We start from the raw sequence: 17,874 nt of genomic DNA, 5'->3' as shown, positions 1-17,874 counted from the left end.
TTTCATCCTCCTTGTTTGATACAACTATCCCCCATACTTTTTACCTTGTGGTTTATTCATATACTGAATAATATTACTTTTTAAATAATATTACTTTCTATCTCTTTACTTTCTTTAGTTATACTTATTAAGCCCATCTCCGGATTATATTCCGCATCTATGATCTTAATTTCTTCATATTTGCCGAGTTTTATCGTAGCTTTAGGTCTTACATTTTCCAGCTGATATCTCTCTATACCCAATGTGAAGGCTTTTAATTTCTCCCTGTTCTCTATTTTTTCTTCCATGCTCAAGTTTCTGTCACTCAGGCTCTTTTCCAATATTTCTATCTCACCTATATTATTCTCAAAAACTACTAATGGAATAACTGTTTCTGTAGTTATATCCCTAAACAACTTTTGTGCATCCGGCTTTGTATTTTCTGCCGGCAAATAAAGAGTTGGCTGTTCAATACATTTTTTAATTTTGTCATAATACTTACGGCATTTAGAACCCTTCATATTTTCCGTGCTGTAAATATCCCTCACCAAATTCATCTTATCTATTTCTCTTAATTCTCTTGGAGCGGTTTTAAAATATTCCCTCAATTTTTCTTTTGATAGTTCAAAAATATTTTCGTCTATATTATATCCTGCTCCGGAACATTTCTTTTCACCACCGTCAAAAACATAACAATTAGCTCCGTCTCCATTCCAGCTTCGTTTCCTATAACACCTTCCCATCCTCTGAAAAAGTCCGTTGACATCCGATAGTTCCGTAATCAAAATGTCAAAATCTACATCCAGTGATGCTTCAGCAATCGAGCTTGCAATCCATATTCCTTTTCTATTATCTTTTGTACCGCCCTCATCTATTTTTCCGAAACTTAAAATAGCTTTCTCTTTTTCAATTCTGTCCTTATAAATATATTTTCCATGCAGCATGTTCAATTCACTCTCGTCAATTGATTTACTATCAGAGCTATTTTCTTGTAAATCCATTTTATTACTGAGTTCTTTATAAACTTCCTTGCATTTATTTACTGTATTACATACTACCAACACTCTGTTATTGTTATATTTTTCAAATATGAAATCTGCTGTTATCCCCTCCTCATGCCATTCTACACTATGCCTTATTCTTTTTTCATCTACAAACGGTTCCGGCATTATAAACTTAAGCCCGCAGCTTTCCATTATATCCCTTAGGAATCCCGGAAAAGTCGCTGTCATTATAGCAAAACGTCCTCCCAGTTCTGTTACCATTTTTAATCCGCATATCAAAAATCCGATGATCTCGGGTCCATACATTTGAATTTCATCAATTACTATCTTTGAATATGAAAGTGTTGCAAGCTTTGCTTCATACCCTCTATATCGGAACACTGTTGTGAATAATTGATCAACAGTACATACGGTCAACGGCAGTGAAAGCTGCTTTGTTACTGTAAAATAATTTTCTATGTCTAAATTCTCATCACTTTCGCTCTGCAGCTGCAAATATATTCCTCGCGTTTCACTGTGAAGTAAACCAAGTCTCTCTTCTATAAATTTGTTATCTAAAATTTCCTCCTTTATTCTCATATATATTGCATTTATTGCAGTTCTTACAGGCAGTGTAAAAAAGCCTTTATTATTTCCTATCCACCATAATCCGGCTTCCGTCTTTCCCATTCCCGTTTGCGCAATAACTACAAGATTTTCATCCCTATTGTCTTTCATAAAGTTCTGTAAATCGTTCCACTCAGGCTTATCTATATTTTTACCTATAGCGCTCTTTTGAAGCTTCTCCATAAAAGAATTCAGTTTGTTTTCTAAAAAGTCATTTTCTATTTCAACCGGAACATGAGCACTTGCAGCATAATCCACCCTGTTTAAGCAACCTTTTAAGAGTACATATTCGCCGAGCAAATTACTTTTATCGCTATTTGAAAACCTGTTAATATATTTATCTCTAAAATGCAACTTTTCCGGTATCCTGACCTTATCATATTTAAAATTTTTAACTATATATTGTAGTGAATCTTTCTCTCTGTTAATATTTTTTTCCAGGTTGTCCGTGAAATCACTTTTTTCGAAGCTTTCTCTATCGTGGTGATAAAAAATGGCAGAAAATAGGAGGTACATAGCATCATCTAAATCATCAAAGTTCTTGAAATCATCAGCTCCTTGAAAATCTTCTTTAAGTCGCTTTGCATCCAAAAATAGCGTGCTCAAAATTCCATGTGGAACTTCATCTTCCACCTTTTCAGCATTTCGAATTTTTCGCTGAAATTTTGAGTTCATCTTACCCAAATCATGATATAAACACGCTTGTTCAAGCAATGTCCAATTAACATTACAATTCTTATAAAATTTTTTCAACCTCTCATATTCTTGAAGCACCTTATCTGTATGTTCTTGAATGGTTTCTTCCGTATATGATTTTGCCAAAAACTCCTTCTCCGCCATTTTAATTACCTTGCTACCCTTAGTTAAGCGAAGAATACAAATTCTTCATCTTCATCACATAAAAATTTCTCATCCATATCGGCATATATGTGTGAAGTATATAAAGCTTCAACTCTATTCCATGCCCTGATATATTTGGTTTTTTTAGAATTTCCATAGTTTAACTTATCGTATTCCTTATTTAATAAAAGTCTCGTCCCCCTTTGAGTAAGGCCCTTACCTGCTTTCCTACGAAGAACAGAATTTCCTAAATAATCATATCCTACAATCAGCTCTTCCTCCCCTGTATTCTTGTAGTATTTCAAAGGTATGTATGCGTAACGACCTATTTCCATTGACTTGTCATCGTCTATTTCCTTTAGCATAATTTTAGTTTTCCCTACTTCTTTGATTGTGACAAGATCCTCTCTTCGCCCTAATGACGGATATTCCCACGGATTTTTAAAAGCTCTGCAAATCTCTTCTGTTTTACTCTGTTCTTCAGGACATATGTGTATCACAAGCTCTACTTGAGATAACAACTCTATAGTGGCAACACCTCTGCCCACACCAAGACCGTTTACATTCAGTTGATGCCTTCCTGCCTCAAAATTCGTTCCATTTTTAAATTCATACCTTGTATATAAATCATTTACTTTAGATTTATATTGACCCTGTATGCTTATTTGCATATTTACGTATTCTTCATACCGACACATATTGTGTATCATACCGATTACTGTTGAATAAGGTGGAAGCGGATATGATTCTTTAAGCTGAAAACTCATTGGCTTTTTATAATTGACCAAATCCTGCTCAATTCGAATTCTAACAGCTTCCTTACCATCAAAATCAACCGGTTTTATACTTTCTCTATCAGCCTGCATAATATTCACGAACCTTTCCTTTAAGTTCTTCAAAAAACTTCGGCATACTGACTGCATTTAATTCACTTTTAATAGCCGTATCGTTATCAAATTTCCCCATAACTAAACCGCAATAGGTATTCTCTTTAACAGCTTCAAACATCATATCTTTAATCGACTCAATATTTAATTTATTATCCTTAACATCTATACAGTTATGAAAAAAAGGGTTTTTCGTGTCATACACACCGCCTATCGCAAAAAGCGGCTTTAAATCTTCTCTTCTTCCCCTTATATCACGATACAGCATAGAAATTGTATCAAGCAACTTGCATACACGCCTTGCTCTCTCATTCTTATCCAATTCAATTTCATATACTTTATCAATCCCTATCTGATCCAGATCTGCGGTGACGGTATAGGCGTAATAAGATTTATGAATTTCAGATTGAGCAATATTCATATTCTCATTCAATCTGTCTGCTAAGCCTTTATTGGTTAAGAAGTCTAAATCACCTTTATAGGTCTCTAATGAAATTGCATTGGATAATCTGACTTTTGCGGAACGTTTCTTACCTCCTGTCCCCTTTTCCGTCTTTAAATATCCAAAGAAATCAATTTCCGGGTAATCCGTAATTGTCGCATCCTTATCAAACTGAATCACTTTTTTTTCACCTGCTCCTTCCGAACTTACTTTTGCAAGTGGTTCTTCCAGCTGTTCAATAATATTATACCTGATTGCCTGACGAGAAATATATGAATACTGCTCTCCATTATCTCTTGCAACTTTTTTCAATGATGCCACATTTCCTATCGCTTCACCGTAGTTTGCACTCTCCGCTTCAAATATTGCTGTAATTGTCAATCCTTTTGCTTTTAAATTGTTTCCCATCTTAATTCTCCTCATTTCCTTTCTCATCAACTTTTTTTTCATCCGTGTATCCGATCATACCTGTTACAAATGCATAACCTATATTCTTAAATTTCAAATCGTTTTCCAGATTTTCCGCAAATATAGCCGGTATTGGTTTTTGCACATACATATGTGCATTGATCATCGTATCCATAAATGCGTATTTATTATTTGTTTTTAACGCATTCAACATTCGATATGCAATACTTCCAAGTTTTTTATTATATCCTGTTCCTTTTGCTTTAACATTCGTTTCATTGCTTATATCATTTGATTTAACATCCGCTTTATTGCCTGAATTATCTTTTTTCTCATCTCCGTATGCATCTCTTAAGTAATAACCATGACTTTTCGCGATTCTTATCATGTTTTTATCGTCTTTTTCCATTACTCCTACCTCCCTTAAATATTCCGCGTTTATTTTTAATATATTCTCTATCGTGCTCATACTATACATTGCTTTATCAGGTATGGACAGTTTGTAATGTATCAATTTATGAATAAGCAGGAATTGATTTTCATTGTTCACCAATCTGTTCATAACTTCATCATACAAATACATCGTTGCATTTCCTTCCGAAAGTCTACCGTTTTGTATCCTTTCGAAACATTTATCACAATTTTCAATCGTCTTCAATATAAATTTTGTTATTATATTGAATGTGTAAGATACATTATCACTATCCTGGTCATGGGAAAATCTGATCACTTGAACATCCGACAATTCGTATCCCGGTGTTTCATTTATTTTTCTGCTCATTTGTTTTTGCAAAGCCCTATAAATTACAGTACCGCCTTCCGAGCTTTGTAAAACATCCTTTTTTATAATTTGATTAATTCGCACGATTTCTTGCAAATCCATCGAAGAATTCACAAAAATTCCTCTGTTATACAGATACGTAAATCCTGCAGGAACGCACGCATAAACCAATCTACACACGGGACAAATCGCCACGTAATTATTGAAGTCCCAGACGTGGGAAGTTTTCCTGTTTACATCAAAACCTATTTCTCGCATAAAGCTCAAATCGATGTCCAAATTTTTGATCTTGGCATTACATGTTACACACCGATACTTTGATTTTAGCCTACTGCTATCTATTTCATCCAAATATTCCTTAACAGGTTCAACAAAATAATTGCTGAATTCTTCATATATGTCGGGATTTTTATTCTGAGGATTCATTATACTGATATTACTCCAAGCATTCTTTATAATCGAATACATGGCATTTTTACCGCCGATATATTTTCTTACCTCCTTGCGCTTAAAAAACTCCACCGTCTCTTTAAGTATGTCCATCTGTTTTTTGATTTCACTCTGCTTGTCGAAAACTGTTTCATTTTTCTTCAATGATACTTTCTTCAATTCTTTTTCTTTTGCTATAGGATCAAAACCGAAGTCAAGCATTTTATAAGCACTTACATAACTGTTGCTCTTCAAATATCTCTTTACTTGTTCAATCTGCGAATTAAGTCTATCTAAACTGTGTGTATTGAAATTTTCGAAATTACTGTCTTCATGGTTTTGCAAAAAATCTTCAAAAGAAGTAATCCTATGTATTGAAAAAGTTTTTTCATAGGTGTCTATCAAATAAGAAAAATATTTTTCTTCAAAGTTTTCCAATCTTGAAACGGGGAATGTCAACTCATCTTGTGAAAGGGATATGTCTTCACTGTCATCAATATTGTTATGTTTCAAAATATTGTACAACCCTAAAATCCCGCAATTGAACAACCAATCAGAATTTTTTATTGTTATTCCATTCATCACAGTCCTCCCAATTTTAAAGTCCTTATTGACTATTTACCAGATTGCTATAAACTTGAAAGCATGCCGAAACCGGTACTTTTAAACGACCCTATCCCTGCCTTATAAAAGTATTCTAAGATATATGGCTTTGCCTCCATTTTAAACATGCAAATATTGGCCAATACTTCTATCCCGTAATGTTTAACTGTCACTTCCTTATTTTTTATAAGCGAAATTCTTATATCAGCCAGGTCGTAAGAAGAGTCTTTTATACTCTCTAAAATCTGGCCTCTTGCATTCTCAACAAATAAAGTTCTTCCCTTTTTAGAATCCAAGCTATAAAACCAGTCTTTATTGGTTTTGCCATCATGTTCTCTAATTACACATGGAGACAAAGATTTAAAAGTTGCCGATTCTATCATAAAAGTTTTTTCTTGCTTCAGTTCGATTTTCTCTATTTTCATTGTAATGCCTTTATATGAATACTCCCTTCCTCGTCCGTTAATCATAGCATTATAAAATTGTATACCCATCGACAAATCATGTGTGGAAAAATTTAAACAAATTCTTTTATTCGGAATCCTGATCGTTTCTCTAAGGAATTCACATTCCGGCATATATAACGAAAATGTGAAATCTTTTCTATTTGTTTCTCCTTTTATATACAGTGATTCAAAAAACCGTTTATCATTTTCTGCAATATGATGTTTAATGAATGAAAGAAACATTCTGTTTTTATCTTTTGGAATTTCATCACTATCTAAGGAAATTACAATTTGATATCTCATATCTTCTTGTATGATTAGCTCATAGGCTAAATCATACTCTCCTTTCCTTTTTTACTGTCTGTGTCATAATACATTCAGATACTGTGAACTTTTTATTTTCTTTCTGTAGCATTGACTATTTAATTGGAGTGTATTGCCGCTACATTATCTGAAATGTTTATTAGTTGGATGTTGCCGGAGGCTTTGCTTTCCGAGTACTTATATCGATCAAGTTTACGAGGATAATCGTAAGGTGGACCTGACAGTATCTAATCTTTATGAAAGGAGGCGTTTTCAATGATCTATGTTGGCATTGATATCGCCAAGCTTAATCACTATGCCTCTGCCATCGATTCCGATGGCGTGGTACTCATCGAGCCGTTCGAATTCTTGAATGACAATGAGGGCTTTTACACCCTGTTATCCAAGCTCAATTCCTTTGAATTGGATGACATCATCATTGGTCTTGAATCCACTGCTCACTATGGCAACAACCTGGTTTCTTTCCTTGTCACCAAAGGTCTGCACGTCTGTGTCATCAATCCGATACAGACCGCCACTTTGCGGAAGAACAATATCCGCAAAACCAAGACGGACAAGGTCGATACTCTGGTGATTGCTAAAGCCGTCGCATTGATGGATCACCCAAGATTTGTTACTCTGTATAATATTGCTCTCATGCAACTGAAGAATCTAGGGAGATTCCGGATGAAGCTTGTTAAGCAGCGTTCTCGCACCAAGATACAGCTCACTGCTTACTTGGATCAGGTCTTCCCTGAACTCCAGTATTTCTTCAAGTCCAGTATTCATCAAAAGACGGTATACGCTATCCTAAAAGAGGCGCCCTCTGCTACCCAGATTGCTTCCATGCATCTGACTCATCTTAAAAACCTTCTTCTGTCTAATTCCCACGGACACTTCAAGAAGGAAACGGCCTTAGAATTAAGAGTTCTGGCACAGAAGTCCGTCGGCACTGCCGACAGATCTCTATCCATTCAGATTACTCAATCTATCGCCCAGATTGATCTACTGGATAGTCAAATCGATGCGGTAGAGTCTGAGATGAAAGACATTGTTATATCTCTCGACTCTGTTATCATGACCATACCGGGTATCGGTCCCATCAACGGGGGAATGATTCTCGGTGAAATCGGTGACATTAACCGCTTTCCCAAGCCTCGCAAGCTGCTTGCCTTTGCGGGTCTTGACCCATCCGTTTACCAATCCGGAAACTTCATTGCGAAGAAAACAAAAATGTCAAAACGGGGATCTTCCGCCCTTCGTTATGCCCTCATGAACGCTGCTCACAATATTGTGAAGTACAATCAGACATTCAAGGAATACTATGATTGTAAAAGGGCCGAAGGCCGTGGCCATTACAATGCTCTTGGACATTGCGCTGGCAAGCTTGTCCGTGTCATCTACAAGATGCTTAAGGACAATGTGGAATTTAACTTAGATTAGATTCCATCCATATGTTTTTGAGGCTTCCTTCTGGGATGTCTTTTTAGGTTGCGCTTCTTTCTAAATGCAACTTATTCTATTTTCTTCTGAAATTTACCTTGACTTTTCATAGTTGGTCTCCTCCCAAGTTTATTTAAGCTAGTATCATAATAACCGTCTTATCGAATTTTATCAACCATTATATTTGTATTTATAAAATACAAATATAATTTATATATTGTGTACTTCTGTACTTTCCCTTTTACCATATCTAATAAGAAGTCTTATGAGTGAATATAAAAATTAAAAACACTCGATTTTATTTTCTAAACCATGGCTTCCTACTAACACCTATAGGTTTCGGCTTTTGAAAAACACATGAACCTAAAAAATATAAATTTCTTTATTTATATCATTTACATCTCTCCGATTTCAGATTACAATCATTACAGCTTTATAGCTGACTTTTACTTTCAATTTATTTAATAGAAACAAGTTTGAAATATAAAATTATAATTGTACTTATACATTTTCCTTAATAGAAGCATATTGAACATTGGTCTGGAACCAACATTTCTACATATCATCTGATACGCTTTTCTATATTTTCATATCGTTTAAACTCTACTGTACACAAAAATTGCAGCACCTCGTTTTATCATTATCCAAAGGTCATTTCCAATAATTCCTGTACTGTATCCTTGCTCCTAACTCGGATCATATTATCATCTGCCCTAGCTCGCGAAAGCAAATTCATGCTTCCGTACCATATTATTTCATAGTCTATAATGGCAAAATGTTCATGCATATGATCCTGAAGCATAACCTTTATGCCGCAATTCTCCGGTGTCTGTACAAGAGCTTTAGTATCTTCAACCTTTTTGTCCTATAAGCCTAATTAAATTTAAAAATCCCTACAACCGCTTAAACTTACGGTTTATAGGGATTGGTATTACTACTCCAGCTCCACCGTTCCCGGTGGCTTGGATGTCAGGTCATAGAATACGCGATTCACATGATCCACCTCATTGATTATTCTATTCATCACCTTCTGCAGCACCGACCACGGTATCTCCACGGCCTCTGCTGTCATGAAATCCACTGTCTCGACCGCACGAATTGCCACCGCATAGTCATATGTGCGGAAATCGCCCATGACTCCAACCGACCTCATATTAGTAAGCGCTGCAAAATACTGGCTTATCGACTTGTCTAGGCCTGCCTTAGCTATCTCATCGCGATAGATTGCATCTGCCTCCTGCACGATTTTAACCTTTTCTGCAGTGACCTCTCCGATGATTCTGATGCCTAGTCCCGGTCCCGGGAATGGCTGGCGATCTACCAGATAGTCCGGGAGTCCGAGCTCTCTGCCCAGTTCACGCACCTCGTCCTTGAACAGCATGCGCAGCGGCTCGATTATCTCCTTGAAATCAACGTGGTCGGGAAGTCCGCCCACGTTATGGTGCGACTTGATTACGGCTGATTTGCCGAGGCCGCTCTCGATTATATCCGGGTAAATCGTCCCCTGTGCCAGATAATCGATTGCGCCGATCCTCTTGGCTTCCTCTTCAAAAACTCTGATAAATTCTTCGCCGATAATCTTACGCTTTGTCTCCGGATCTGTAACACCAGCAAGCTTAGCGTAATATCTCTCCTGCGCATTTATACGCACGAAGTTGATGTCATACACGCCATCGCTGCCGAAAATCGACTCAACCTGGTCGCCCTCGTCCTTGCGAAGCAGACCGTGATCTACAAATACGCATGTCAGCTGCTTGCCTATTGCCTTTGCCAGAAGCGCTGCAACTACGCTGGAATCAACGCCACCGGATAGTGCGAGCAGAACCTTACCGTCGCCGACCTTCTCGCGAACCGCCTCGATCTGCGTCTCTGCGAACGAGTCCATTTTCCAGTCCTGATCGCAGTTACATACACCGAGGATGAAGTTGCTGAGCAGCGTCGTCCCCTCAACGGTGTGGTTAACCTCCGGATGGAACTGCACAGCGTAGAATCCTTGAGAAGCATCCTCCATGCCGGCAACCGGACAGTTGTCGGTGTGCGCTGTAACCGTGAATCCGGCCGGCACCTCGCTGATGTAGTCCGTGTGGCTCATCCACACTACTGTGTTGTCGTTCACTCCTGCAAAAAGGCCGTCCTTGCAGTCTACCGCAGTCTCCGTACGGCCGTATTCGCTCGTTGGCGCTGTTCCGATCTTGCCGCCGAGCATATGCGCCATAAGTTGCGCTCCGTAGCAGATGCCGAGGATTGGCAGTCCGAGCTCAAACACACCTTTGTCAATAGCCGGAGCCCCCTCACCATATGCGGACTGAGGTCCGCCGGTAAAGATGATTCCACATGGGTCAAAATCCTTGATCTTGTCTACAGTGAGTCCGTCAAAATTACGAACCTCCGAGTACACGCCCAGTTCACGAACCCTGCGGGCGATGAGCTGATTGTACTGTCCACCGAAATCGATAATTAATATCTTGTTAGCCATTGTCGCTCCTAACGTCTTACTATTGCGACACTGTTATCCTTGTATCAGGAATCGGGCTTAATATTAAAGCACGGTAATCCTAATGTCACATAGAACAACTGAAAATGTTCGCTTCGCTGTTTGCTTATATTAAAACACGGTAATCCTAACGTCTTACTGTTGCCACACTGTTATCCTTGAGTACAACATCGTGTGCGCCGCCTTCAATTATACTCGTCGCTGAAACGAGGGTGAGCTTGGAATTTCTCTGAAGCTCCTGAATGCTGACAACTCCACAGTTGCACATTGTCGATTTAACCTTGCTGAGTGAGAGGTTTACGTTATCGTGCAGTGAACCTGCATATGGGACGTAGGAATCAACCCCCTCCTCGAACTTGAGCTTAGCCTCGCCGCCCAGGTCGTATCTCTGCCAATTGCGAGCCCTTGCGGAACCCTCGCCCCAGTACTCCTTCATGTAGTTGCCATTTACCATCACCTTAGCAGATGGTGACTCGTCGAATCTTGCAAAATATCTGCCCAGCATGATGAAGTCCGCACCCATAGCGAGAGCAAGTGTCATATGGTAATCATATACGATTCCGCCATCCGAGCAGATTGGAATGTACTCACCTGTCTTCTCAAACCACTCGTCTCTTGCCGCTGCTACCTCGAGCACTGCGGAAGCCTGTCCACGGCCGATCCCCTTCTGTTCTCTGGTGATGCAGATTGATCCACCGCCGATTCCAATCTTGACGAAGTCTGCGCCGCTTTTGGCCAGGAAGTCGAAGCCTTCCTTATCTACTACGTTTCCGGCTCCAATCTTAACACTGTCGCCGTACTTCTCTCTTACCCACTTAAGCGTTCTCGCCTGCCACTCGGAATACCCTTCAGAGGAGTCGATAGTTAGTATGTCTACCCCGGCCTCTACGAGAGCCGGAATTCTTTCTTCGTAGTCGCGGGTATTTACACCGGCTCCTACGATGAAGCTCTTGTTGTCGTCGAGCAGCTCATTTGGATTCGCCTTGTGGGAATCGTAGTCCTTTCTGAATACAAACGCCACTAGACATCCGTCTTTGTCCACGATTGGCAACTGATTGACCTTGTTGTCCCAGATGATGTCGTTAGCCTCGGACAGTGTGATACCTGCATTGCCGTACACGAGGTTCTCGAGAGGTGTCATGAACTCAGATACCTTGGTGTCTGTGCTGAGTCTGCTGATTCTGTAATCCTTGCTTGTAACAAGTCCCAACAGCTTGCCGTGGCCTGTACCGTCATCTGTAACCGCAACTGTCGAATGTCCTGAATTCTGCTTGATTGCGAGTACATCGGCCAGCGTGCCATCCGGCTTGACATTGGTGTCACTTGGCACAAATCCGGCCTTGTAGGACTTAACCTTTTTGACCATTGCCGCCTGGCTTTCGATTGACTGCGAACCGAAGATGAAAGAAATTCCACCCTCCTTTGCAAGTGCAACTGCCATACCGTCATCTGATACAGCCTGCATTACAGCGGAAACAAGTGGAATATTAGCCATAATCTTAGGCTCTTCGCCTTTTTTGAATTTTGTGATTGGAGTTTTGAGCGACACATTCTCAGGCCTGGCTTCAGCGCTGGAAAAGCCCGGCACAAGAAGGTACTCGCTAAAAGTTCTTGATGGTTCTGCTAGAACAATTGCCATTGTGCACCTCTCTCTTTCTATATATAAACGTGAAATTGAAATTAAAGATATTAATTGAAAATTATAGCACAATAGACCGCATTCCGATAGTATCCGGGCGCTAATTTAATAAAAAACAGGTTGCAACCAGACAAAGGGTAAAACACCCGGTCACAACCTCAAATTCGAGAGCACAATGTCGTTGTTGACATATTATTGATTTCTAAGGAGCAAAACATGTCGGTTATATATCGGATTCCGCTCCTGTAGCTCCAGTGCTCGGATTATCTGACGGACTCCGCTCCTGTAGCTCCAGTGCTCGGATTATCTGACGAACTTCGCTCCCGCAGCTCCAGTGCTCGGATTATCTGACGGACTCCACTCCTGTAGATTCAGTGCTCAGATTATCTTGCGGACTCCGCTCCCACAGCTCCAATGCTCGGATTATCTGACGAACTTCGCTCCCGCAGCTCCGGTGCTCGGATTCATTGCAGCTGAGCCCTGCCGGCTCGAGCATTCCACTTATCACCTCAGTTATCGGCACCCAGTACCGCCTAATTCTTGAGGAACCTTAAGCGCAACGGATACAGGATTATCTCCATCAAACATCCAATACCGCCTAGTTCTCGAGGAACAGCTTGATATCATCTTCAACTGTTCCAATTCCGGCGATTCCAAAGTTCTCGACTAGCACCTTAGCGACGTTAGGCGAGAGGAATCCCGGTAGTGTAGGCCCAAGGTGAATGTTCTTGACGCCGAGGTATAGAAGTGCGAGCAGTACGATTACGGCCTTCTGTTCATACCATGCGATGTTGTAAGCGATTGGCAGCTCGTTGATATCGTCGAGATCAAACACTTCCTTGAGCTTAAGCGCAATCAATGCCAGCGAATATGAATCGTTGCACTGTCCCGCATCGAGGACTCTTGGAATACCGTTGATGTCACCGAGATCCAGCTTGTTATACTTGTATTTTGCGCATCCGGCTGTGAGGATCACTGTATCATTTGGCAGAGCCTTTGCAAACTCTGTGTAGTAGTTCCTCGACTGCATTCTGCCGTCGCAGCCTGCCATAACGAAGAACTTTCTGATAGCACCAGACTTAACTGCCTCAACTACCTTGTCGGCCAGTGCAAACACCTGCTCGTGTGCAAATCCGCCGACAATCTCACCTGTCTCGATTTCAGTTGGAGCCGGACACTTCTTGGCCATCTCGATGATTTCGGAGAAATCCTTAGTCTCGCCATACTTGCCATCGATGTGCTTACATCCCGGATAACCGGCTGCTCCTGTTGTAAACAGTCTGTCCTTGTAGCTGTCTGCCGGTGGAACGATACAGTTTGTAGTCATCAGAATCGGTCCGTTGAAGCTTGCAAATTCTTCCTTCTGCTTCCACCAGGCATTTCCGTAGTTTCCTGCGAAATGCTCATACTTCTTGAATACCGGGTAATACTGACCTGCCAGCATCTCGGAATGAGTGTATACATCTACGCCTGTTCCTTCTGTCTGCTCTAACAGCATCTCGAGGTCCTTGAGGTCGTGTCCGGAGATGAGGATTGCAGGGTTCTTGCGAACTCCGATGTTAACCTTTGTAATCTCCGGGTTGCCATAGGCGGAAGTATTTGCCTCGTCCAGCAGAGCCATTCCGTCTACACCGTACTTTCCTGTCTCAAGTGTGAGTGCAACGAGCTCGTCTGCCGTCAACGAATCATCCAGTGTAGCAGCGAGTGCTCTCTGCATAAATCCGTCAACCTCGGCATTGTCCTTGAGAAGTGCATTTGCATGCTTGCTGTATGCTGACAGACCCTTAAGTCCGTACGTAATCAGTTCTCTCAGAGATCTGATATCCTCGTTCTCTGTCGATAGAACTCCGACCTCGGAACTTGCCGCCTTGGCTGCAAATTCACCTACGCAGCCGTTCCATTTAGCTGCATCCGGAAGCTTGCCGGTATCATCCAGCTGCTTGAGGAGCTGATCCTTGCAAGTCAATGTCTCAACGATCTTAGCGGTAATCGCCTCATCATCGAAATTTGCATTTGTGATAGTGGTAAATAGATTGAGCGATACCAGGTGATTAACCTGTTCACCTACCTCCTTACCTTCGGCTCTCAGCTGTGTAGTAACTGCAGAAAGACCTTTAGTTACGTATACCAACAAATCCTGTAATGCGGCTGTCTCCGGGAGTTTGCCACATACTCCTCTCATCGTACAGCCTGTACCCTTTGCCGTCTCCTGACACTGGAAACAAAACATCTTATTCTCCATCTGCTTCTCCTTTCAACTACTATATATCGACCTCGCCTCCGCTCAGCCGTCGTCTCCGGTCATTCTCCAGTCCCTCACCCGGAACAAATCTAACCTGAATATCCTTACTTAGGTCTGCTAAGTTTTATGTCATATTCCATAGTCCTCAACCTGTGAACGAGTTTAACACTTAGAAAAGGTGTTGATGAGTGTTCTTCCAAGTACGTGCTGAACCTTAACCTGTGAGTAAGTCTAACACTTAAAAAAGGTGGAATCTGTAACCTATGTTACAATTCCACCTTGTGCTAATGTTTTTATGTCAGAACACCGGCGCACCTACGCTCGGCATTTGAAGCGTTGCTCCACCAATGATGCGCATCGACGGCGCGCTCGAAATTCGCACACGCACGGCTAACGCCGTATAGCCATAGCTGAAGCGATATAGTCACATATCAGTTGAGAGCTTTGCTCAAATTCATACACATGTACGAATTTGAAAAATATATCCGCATATCAGTTGAGGGCTTCTATCTCGGCCGGATCAAGTACAAATATCTTGCGCCCCTTAATCTCAACCAATCCATCATCCTGCATCTTCATCAACTCACGAGAAATCGACGGCCTCGTCACACCGAGGAACTCGGCAAGCTCCTCACGTGTCATATCGATCGGCTTGGTCATATCCCTATCATTATAGATGGACAGCATCTTGGCGATTTTCTGACGAAGAGTCGGACAAGACAGGATTCGCAGTCTCATATTTAGCGCATAAGCATTCCCGGCAAAAATCATAAGCAAATTGCTTGTCAGCTGCTTGTGATAATCGCAGCCGTTGACACACGTGCCTGTCATGAAGTCGCGCGGCAACACGACTATCCTGGTCTCGCACGTAGCCTGTGCAAATACCCCATATTCCTTCTTACCTAGGAACAGCAAAATGTCTCCAAATATATCTCCCGTACTTGAGAATGTCCCGATTACTCTTCTGTTGCCGTCAAACGAATCGTAGCCGACTCGTACCCCGCCCTCGAGCAGGATGTGAAGCTTGTTGGGCTCATCCTCTTCAGTGAAAATCATCTCACCTTTCCTGTAGGTGACACAAAGCGCGTCGCTACAGGTAAAGCATTTACCCACATCCTCTACGGACATACCCTTAAACAGGGGGCTAACCATCAGCCGCCGCGCTATATCCATGTCAGTCCTTGCCGAAACCCTTCTTGACATCTCGCCTCGCTTATTACATCATGCCCATTCCGCCGCCTGCGGGCATAGCAGGTGCAGCAGGAATATCTTCCTTAATCTCCGTGATTCCTGCTTCTGTTGTGAGCAGCATTCCTGCTACACTGGAAGCGTTCTGAAGCGCCGATCTGGTAACCTTAACCGGATCCACGATTCCCGCTTCAATCATGTCTACATACTCCTCGGTAGCAGCGTTGAAGCCCACACCCTTCTTGGAGCCCTTAACCTCGGCAACGATTACGCTGCCTTCAAATCCGGCGTTTTCAGCAATCTGTCTAACCGGCTCCTCAAGTGCTCTGATGACGATTCTGGCACCGGTTCTCATGTCGCCCTCAAGACTCTCAGCATACTCGGAAACTTTATCAATTGCGCCGATCAGTGAAGTACCGCCACCGGCTACAATTCCTTCCTCAACGGCAGCTCTGGTAGCATTGAGCGCATCCTCAAGTCTGAGCTTCTTCTCCTTGAGTTCAGTCTCTGTTGCTGCTCCGGCGTTGATAACTGCAACTCCACCTACCAGCTTAGCAAGTCTCTCCTGCAGCTTCTCTTTATCAAAATCAGAGGTTGTCTCTTCGATTTCACCCTTGATCTTCTCAATTCTCTCATCGATCTCAGCCTTGTCCCCGGCGCCGTTTACGATTACAGTATGGTCCTTATTAACCTTGACTGTACCTGCTTTTCCGAGCATGTCGACTGTAGCTTCCTTGAGCTCATATCCCAGCTCCTCGCTGATGACCGTACCACCTGTGAGGATCGCAATATCCTCCATCATAGCCTTTCTTCTGTCACCGAATCCGGGTGCCTTTACAGCTACTACATCAAGCGTTCCTCTCAGCTTGTTAACAACAAGTGTTGCCAGAGCCTCACCGTCTACATCGTCAGCAACGATGAGCAGCTTCTTGCCGGACTTCATGATGTCCTCCAGCAGCGGAACCAAATCCTGAATGTTGCTAATCTTCTTATCTGTCAGCAGGATGTACGGGTTATCGAGAACAGCCTCCATCTTCTCTGATGTAGCTGCCATATAAGGAGACAGATAACCTCTATCAAACTGCATACCCTCTACAACGTCGAGAGTAGTTCCGAGCGACCTCGACTCCTCAACAGTGATAACGCCGTCCTTACCGACCTTCTCCATAGCCTCGGAGATAAGTGTACCAATCTCCTTATCATCGGCGGAAACAGCTGCAACCTGAGCTACGCTATCCTTATCATCAACCTTGACTGCGCTGCTCTTGAGGTATTCAACCGCAACATCTACCGCGCTGCTGATACCCTTCTTGAGAATCATCGGGTTAGCTCCGGCAGTTACATTCTTGAATCCCTCGCGAACAATTGCCTGTGTGAGCAATGTAGCTGTAGTAGTTCCGTCACCCGCTACATCATTAGTCTTGGTAGCAACCTCCTTGACAAGCTGAGCTCCCATGTTCTCAACCTGATCCTCAAGCTCGATTTCCTTGGCAATCGAAACACCGTCGTTGGTGATCAACGGTGATCCATATGATCTCTCAATCAGGACATTTCTGCCCTTAGGTCCTAGTGTAATCTTAACTGTATCTGCCAGCTTATCAACTCCTGCGAGGAGCTTTCTTCTCGAGTCTTCTCCGTAATGCAAATCCTTTGCCATCTTAGTTACCTCCTATTGTACTGCATGTACATCCGCACCTGATTATGTGTACATATATGAGATGCGGAGTTGAAATCTACATTTCTATTATTTATTGTTATTGCCTATCGTTCTACCCAAATAGAGCTCTCGACTGTAGCTATTCGATTACAGCGAGGATATCCTTCTGGCTCATTATGATGTACTCCTCGCCGGCGTATTTCAGCTCTGTGCCGCCATACTTGGAGAAGATTACCTTATCTCCAACCTTGACTTCCATCTTTTCGTCTTCCGTTCCGGGACCAACGGCCAGAACCTCAGCCTCCTGCGGCTTTTCCTTGGCGCTTGCCGACAGGATAAGCCCGCCCTCAGTCTTTTCCAATGCTTCGCTGCGCTTAATTACAACTCTTGCGCCTAATGGCTTTATTCCTATACTCATTTGAAACCTCCCAATCGTTTAATTGTTAGCACTCAAAATATGCGAGTGCTAATCTCTATAACTAA

The 17,874-nt window shown here is 41.9% G+C and carries 12 protein-coding genes and 1 pseudogene; 1 reads left to right on the top strand and 12 read right to left on the bottom strand.

The features are described 5' to 3' along the window. Positions 1 to 80: 80 nt before the first annotated feature. Genes HMPREF1152_RS03045 through cas6 form a run of 5 tightly spaced genes read right to left on the bottom strand, consistent with a single transcriptional unit; the run spans position 81 to position 6,728 of the window. The gene (locus tag HMPREF1152_RS03045) at positions 81 to 2,429 is read right to left on the bottom strand and encodes a CRISPR-associated helicase/endonuclease Cas3 (protein WP_009643690.1); all 2,349 of its coding nucleotides are present in this window, start codon (positions 2,427 to 2,429) and stop codon (positions 81 to 83) included. A gap of 23 nt (positions 2,430 to 2,452) precedes the next feature. Then, entirely contained in the window at positions 2,453 to 3,328 is an 876-nt protein-coding gene (gene cas5, locus HMPREF1152_RS03040; RefSeq protein WP_242822265.1) for a CRISPR-associated protein Cas5, read from the bottom strand. Beyond that, positions 3,285 to 4,166 (bottom strand): type I-B CRISPR-associated protein Cas7/Cst2/DevR, encoded by an 882-nt coding sequence (cas7i, locus tag HMPREF1152_RS03035; protein ID WP_009643679.1) that lies wholly within the window; start codon positions 4,164 to 4,166, stop codon positions 3,285 to 3,287. The genes cas5 and cas7i overlap by 44 nt, the downstream gene beginning before the upstream one ends. Position 4,167: 1 nt before the next feature. After that, a complete protein-coding gene (locus HMPREF1152_RS03030) occupies positions 4,168 to 5,958 on the bottom strand; it encodes a Cas8a1 family CRISPR/Cas system-associated protein (protein ID WP_009643660.1) in 1,791 nt (596 codons plus the stop codon). A 47-nt stretch (positions 5,959 to 6,005) separates the two neighbouring features. Next, on the bottom strand, positions 6,006 to 6,728 hold the full coding sequence (gene cas6 / locus HMPREF1152_RS03025; protein ID WP_009643686.1) for a CRISPR-associated endoribonuclease Cas6: 723 nt from the start codon (positions 6,726 to 6,728) through the stop codon (positions 6,006 to 6,008). A gap of 276 nt (positions 6,729 to 7,004) precedes the next feature. Between cas6 and HMPREF1152_RS03020 the strand changes: the two genes are divergently transcribed. Then, the gene (locus HMPREF1152_RS03020; RefSeq protein WP_009643687.1) at positions 7,005 to 8,171 is read left to right on the top strand and encodes an IS110 family transposase; all 1,167 of its coding nucleotides are present in this window, start codon (positions 7,005 to 7,007) and stop codon (positions 8,169 to 8,171) included. 640 nt (positions 8,172 to 8,811) lie between these two features. Here HMPREF1152_RS03020 and HMPREF1152_RS10030 read toward each other — a convergent pair. The 7 genes and pseudogenes from HMPREF1152_RS10030 to HMPREF1152_RS02985 form a co-directional block, all read right to left on the bottom strand. Then, positions 8,812 to 8,988 (bottom strand): annotated as a pseudogene (locus HMPREF1152_RS10030) (phospholipase D-like domain-containing protein); the annotation flags it as partial. Positions 8,989 to 9,105: 117 nt separating this feature from the next. After that, positions 9,106 to 10,647: a glutamine-hydrolyzing GMP synthase gene (gene guaA / locus HMPREF1152_RS03015; RefSeq protein WP_009643632.1), complete on the bottom strand. Its 1,542-nt coding sequence runs from the start codon at positions 10,645 to 10,647 to the stop codon at positions 9,106 to 9,108. Between the two features lie 145 nt (positions 10,648 to 10,792). Then, the gene (locus HMPREF1152_RS03010) at positions 10,793 to 12,304 is read right to left on the bottom strand and encodes an IMP dehydrogenase (RefSeq protein ID WP_009643693.1); all 1,512 of its coding nucleotides are present in this window, start codon (positions 12,302 to 12,304) and stop codon (positions 10,793 to 10,795) included. Between the two features lie 598 nt (positions 12,305 to 12,902). Next, the gene (hcp, locus tag HMPREF1152_RS03000; RefSeq protein ID WP_009643619.1) at positions 12,903 to 14,546 is read right to left on the bottom strand and encodes a hydroxylamine reductase; all 1,644 of its coding nucleotides are present in this window, start codon (positions 14,544 to 14,546) and stop codon (positions 12,903 to 12,905) included. 492 nt (positions 14,547 to 15,038) lie between these two features. Then, positions 15,039 to 15,749 (bottom strand): Crp/Fnr family transcriptional regulator, encoded by a 711-nt coding sequence (locus HMPREF1152_RS02995; RefSeq protein WP_083844308.1) that lies wholly within the window; start codon positions 15,747 to 15,749, stop codon positions 15,039 to 15,041. A gap of 13 nt (positions 15,750 to 15,762) precedes the next feature. Beyond that, positions 15,763 to 17,391: a chaperonin GroEL gene (gene groL, locus HMPREF1152_RS02990; protein WP_009643616.1), complete on the bottom strand. Its 1,629-nt coding sequence runs from the start codon at positions 17,389 to 17,391 to the stop codon at positions 15,763 to 15,765. Between the two features lie 139 nt (positions 17,392 to 17,530). Then, positions 17,531 to 17,803: a co-chaperone GroES gene (locus HMPREF1152_RS02985; RefSeq protein ID WP_036381980.1), complete on the bottom strand. Its 273-nt coding sequence runs from the start codon at positions 17,801 to 17,803 to the stop codon at positions 17,531 to 17,533. Positions 17,804 to 17,874 lie beyond the last annotated feature (71 nt).

It is taken from the genome of Mogibacterium sp. CM50, assembly GCF_000293155.1.
In the GTDB taxonomy this organism is placed as follows: domain Bacteria; phylum Bacillota; class Clostridia; order Peptostreptococcales; family Anaerovoracaceae; genus Mogibacterium; species Mogibacterium timidum.
This window is presented reverse-complemented; position numbering and strand designations above follow the sequence as displayed.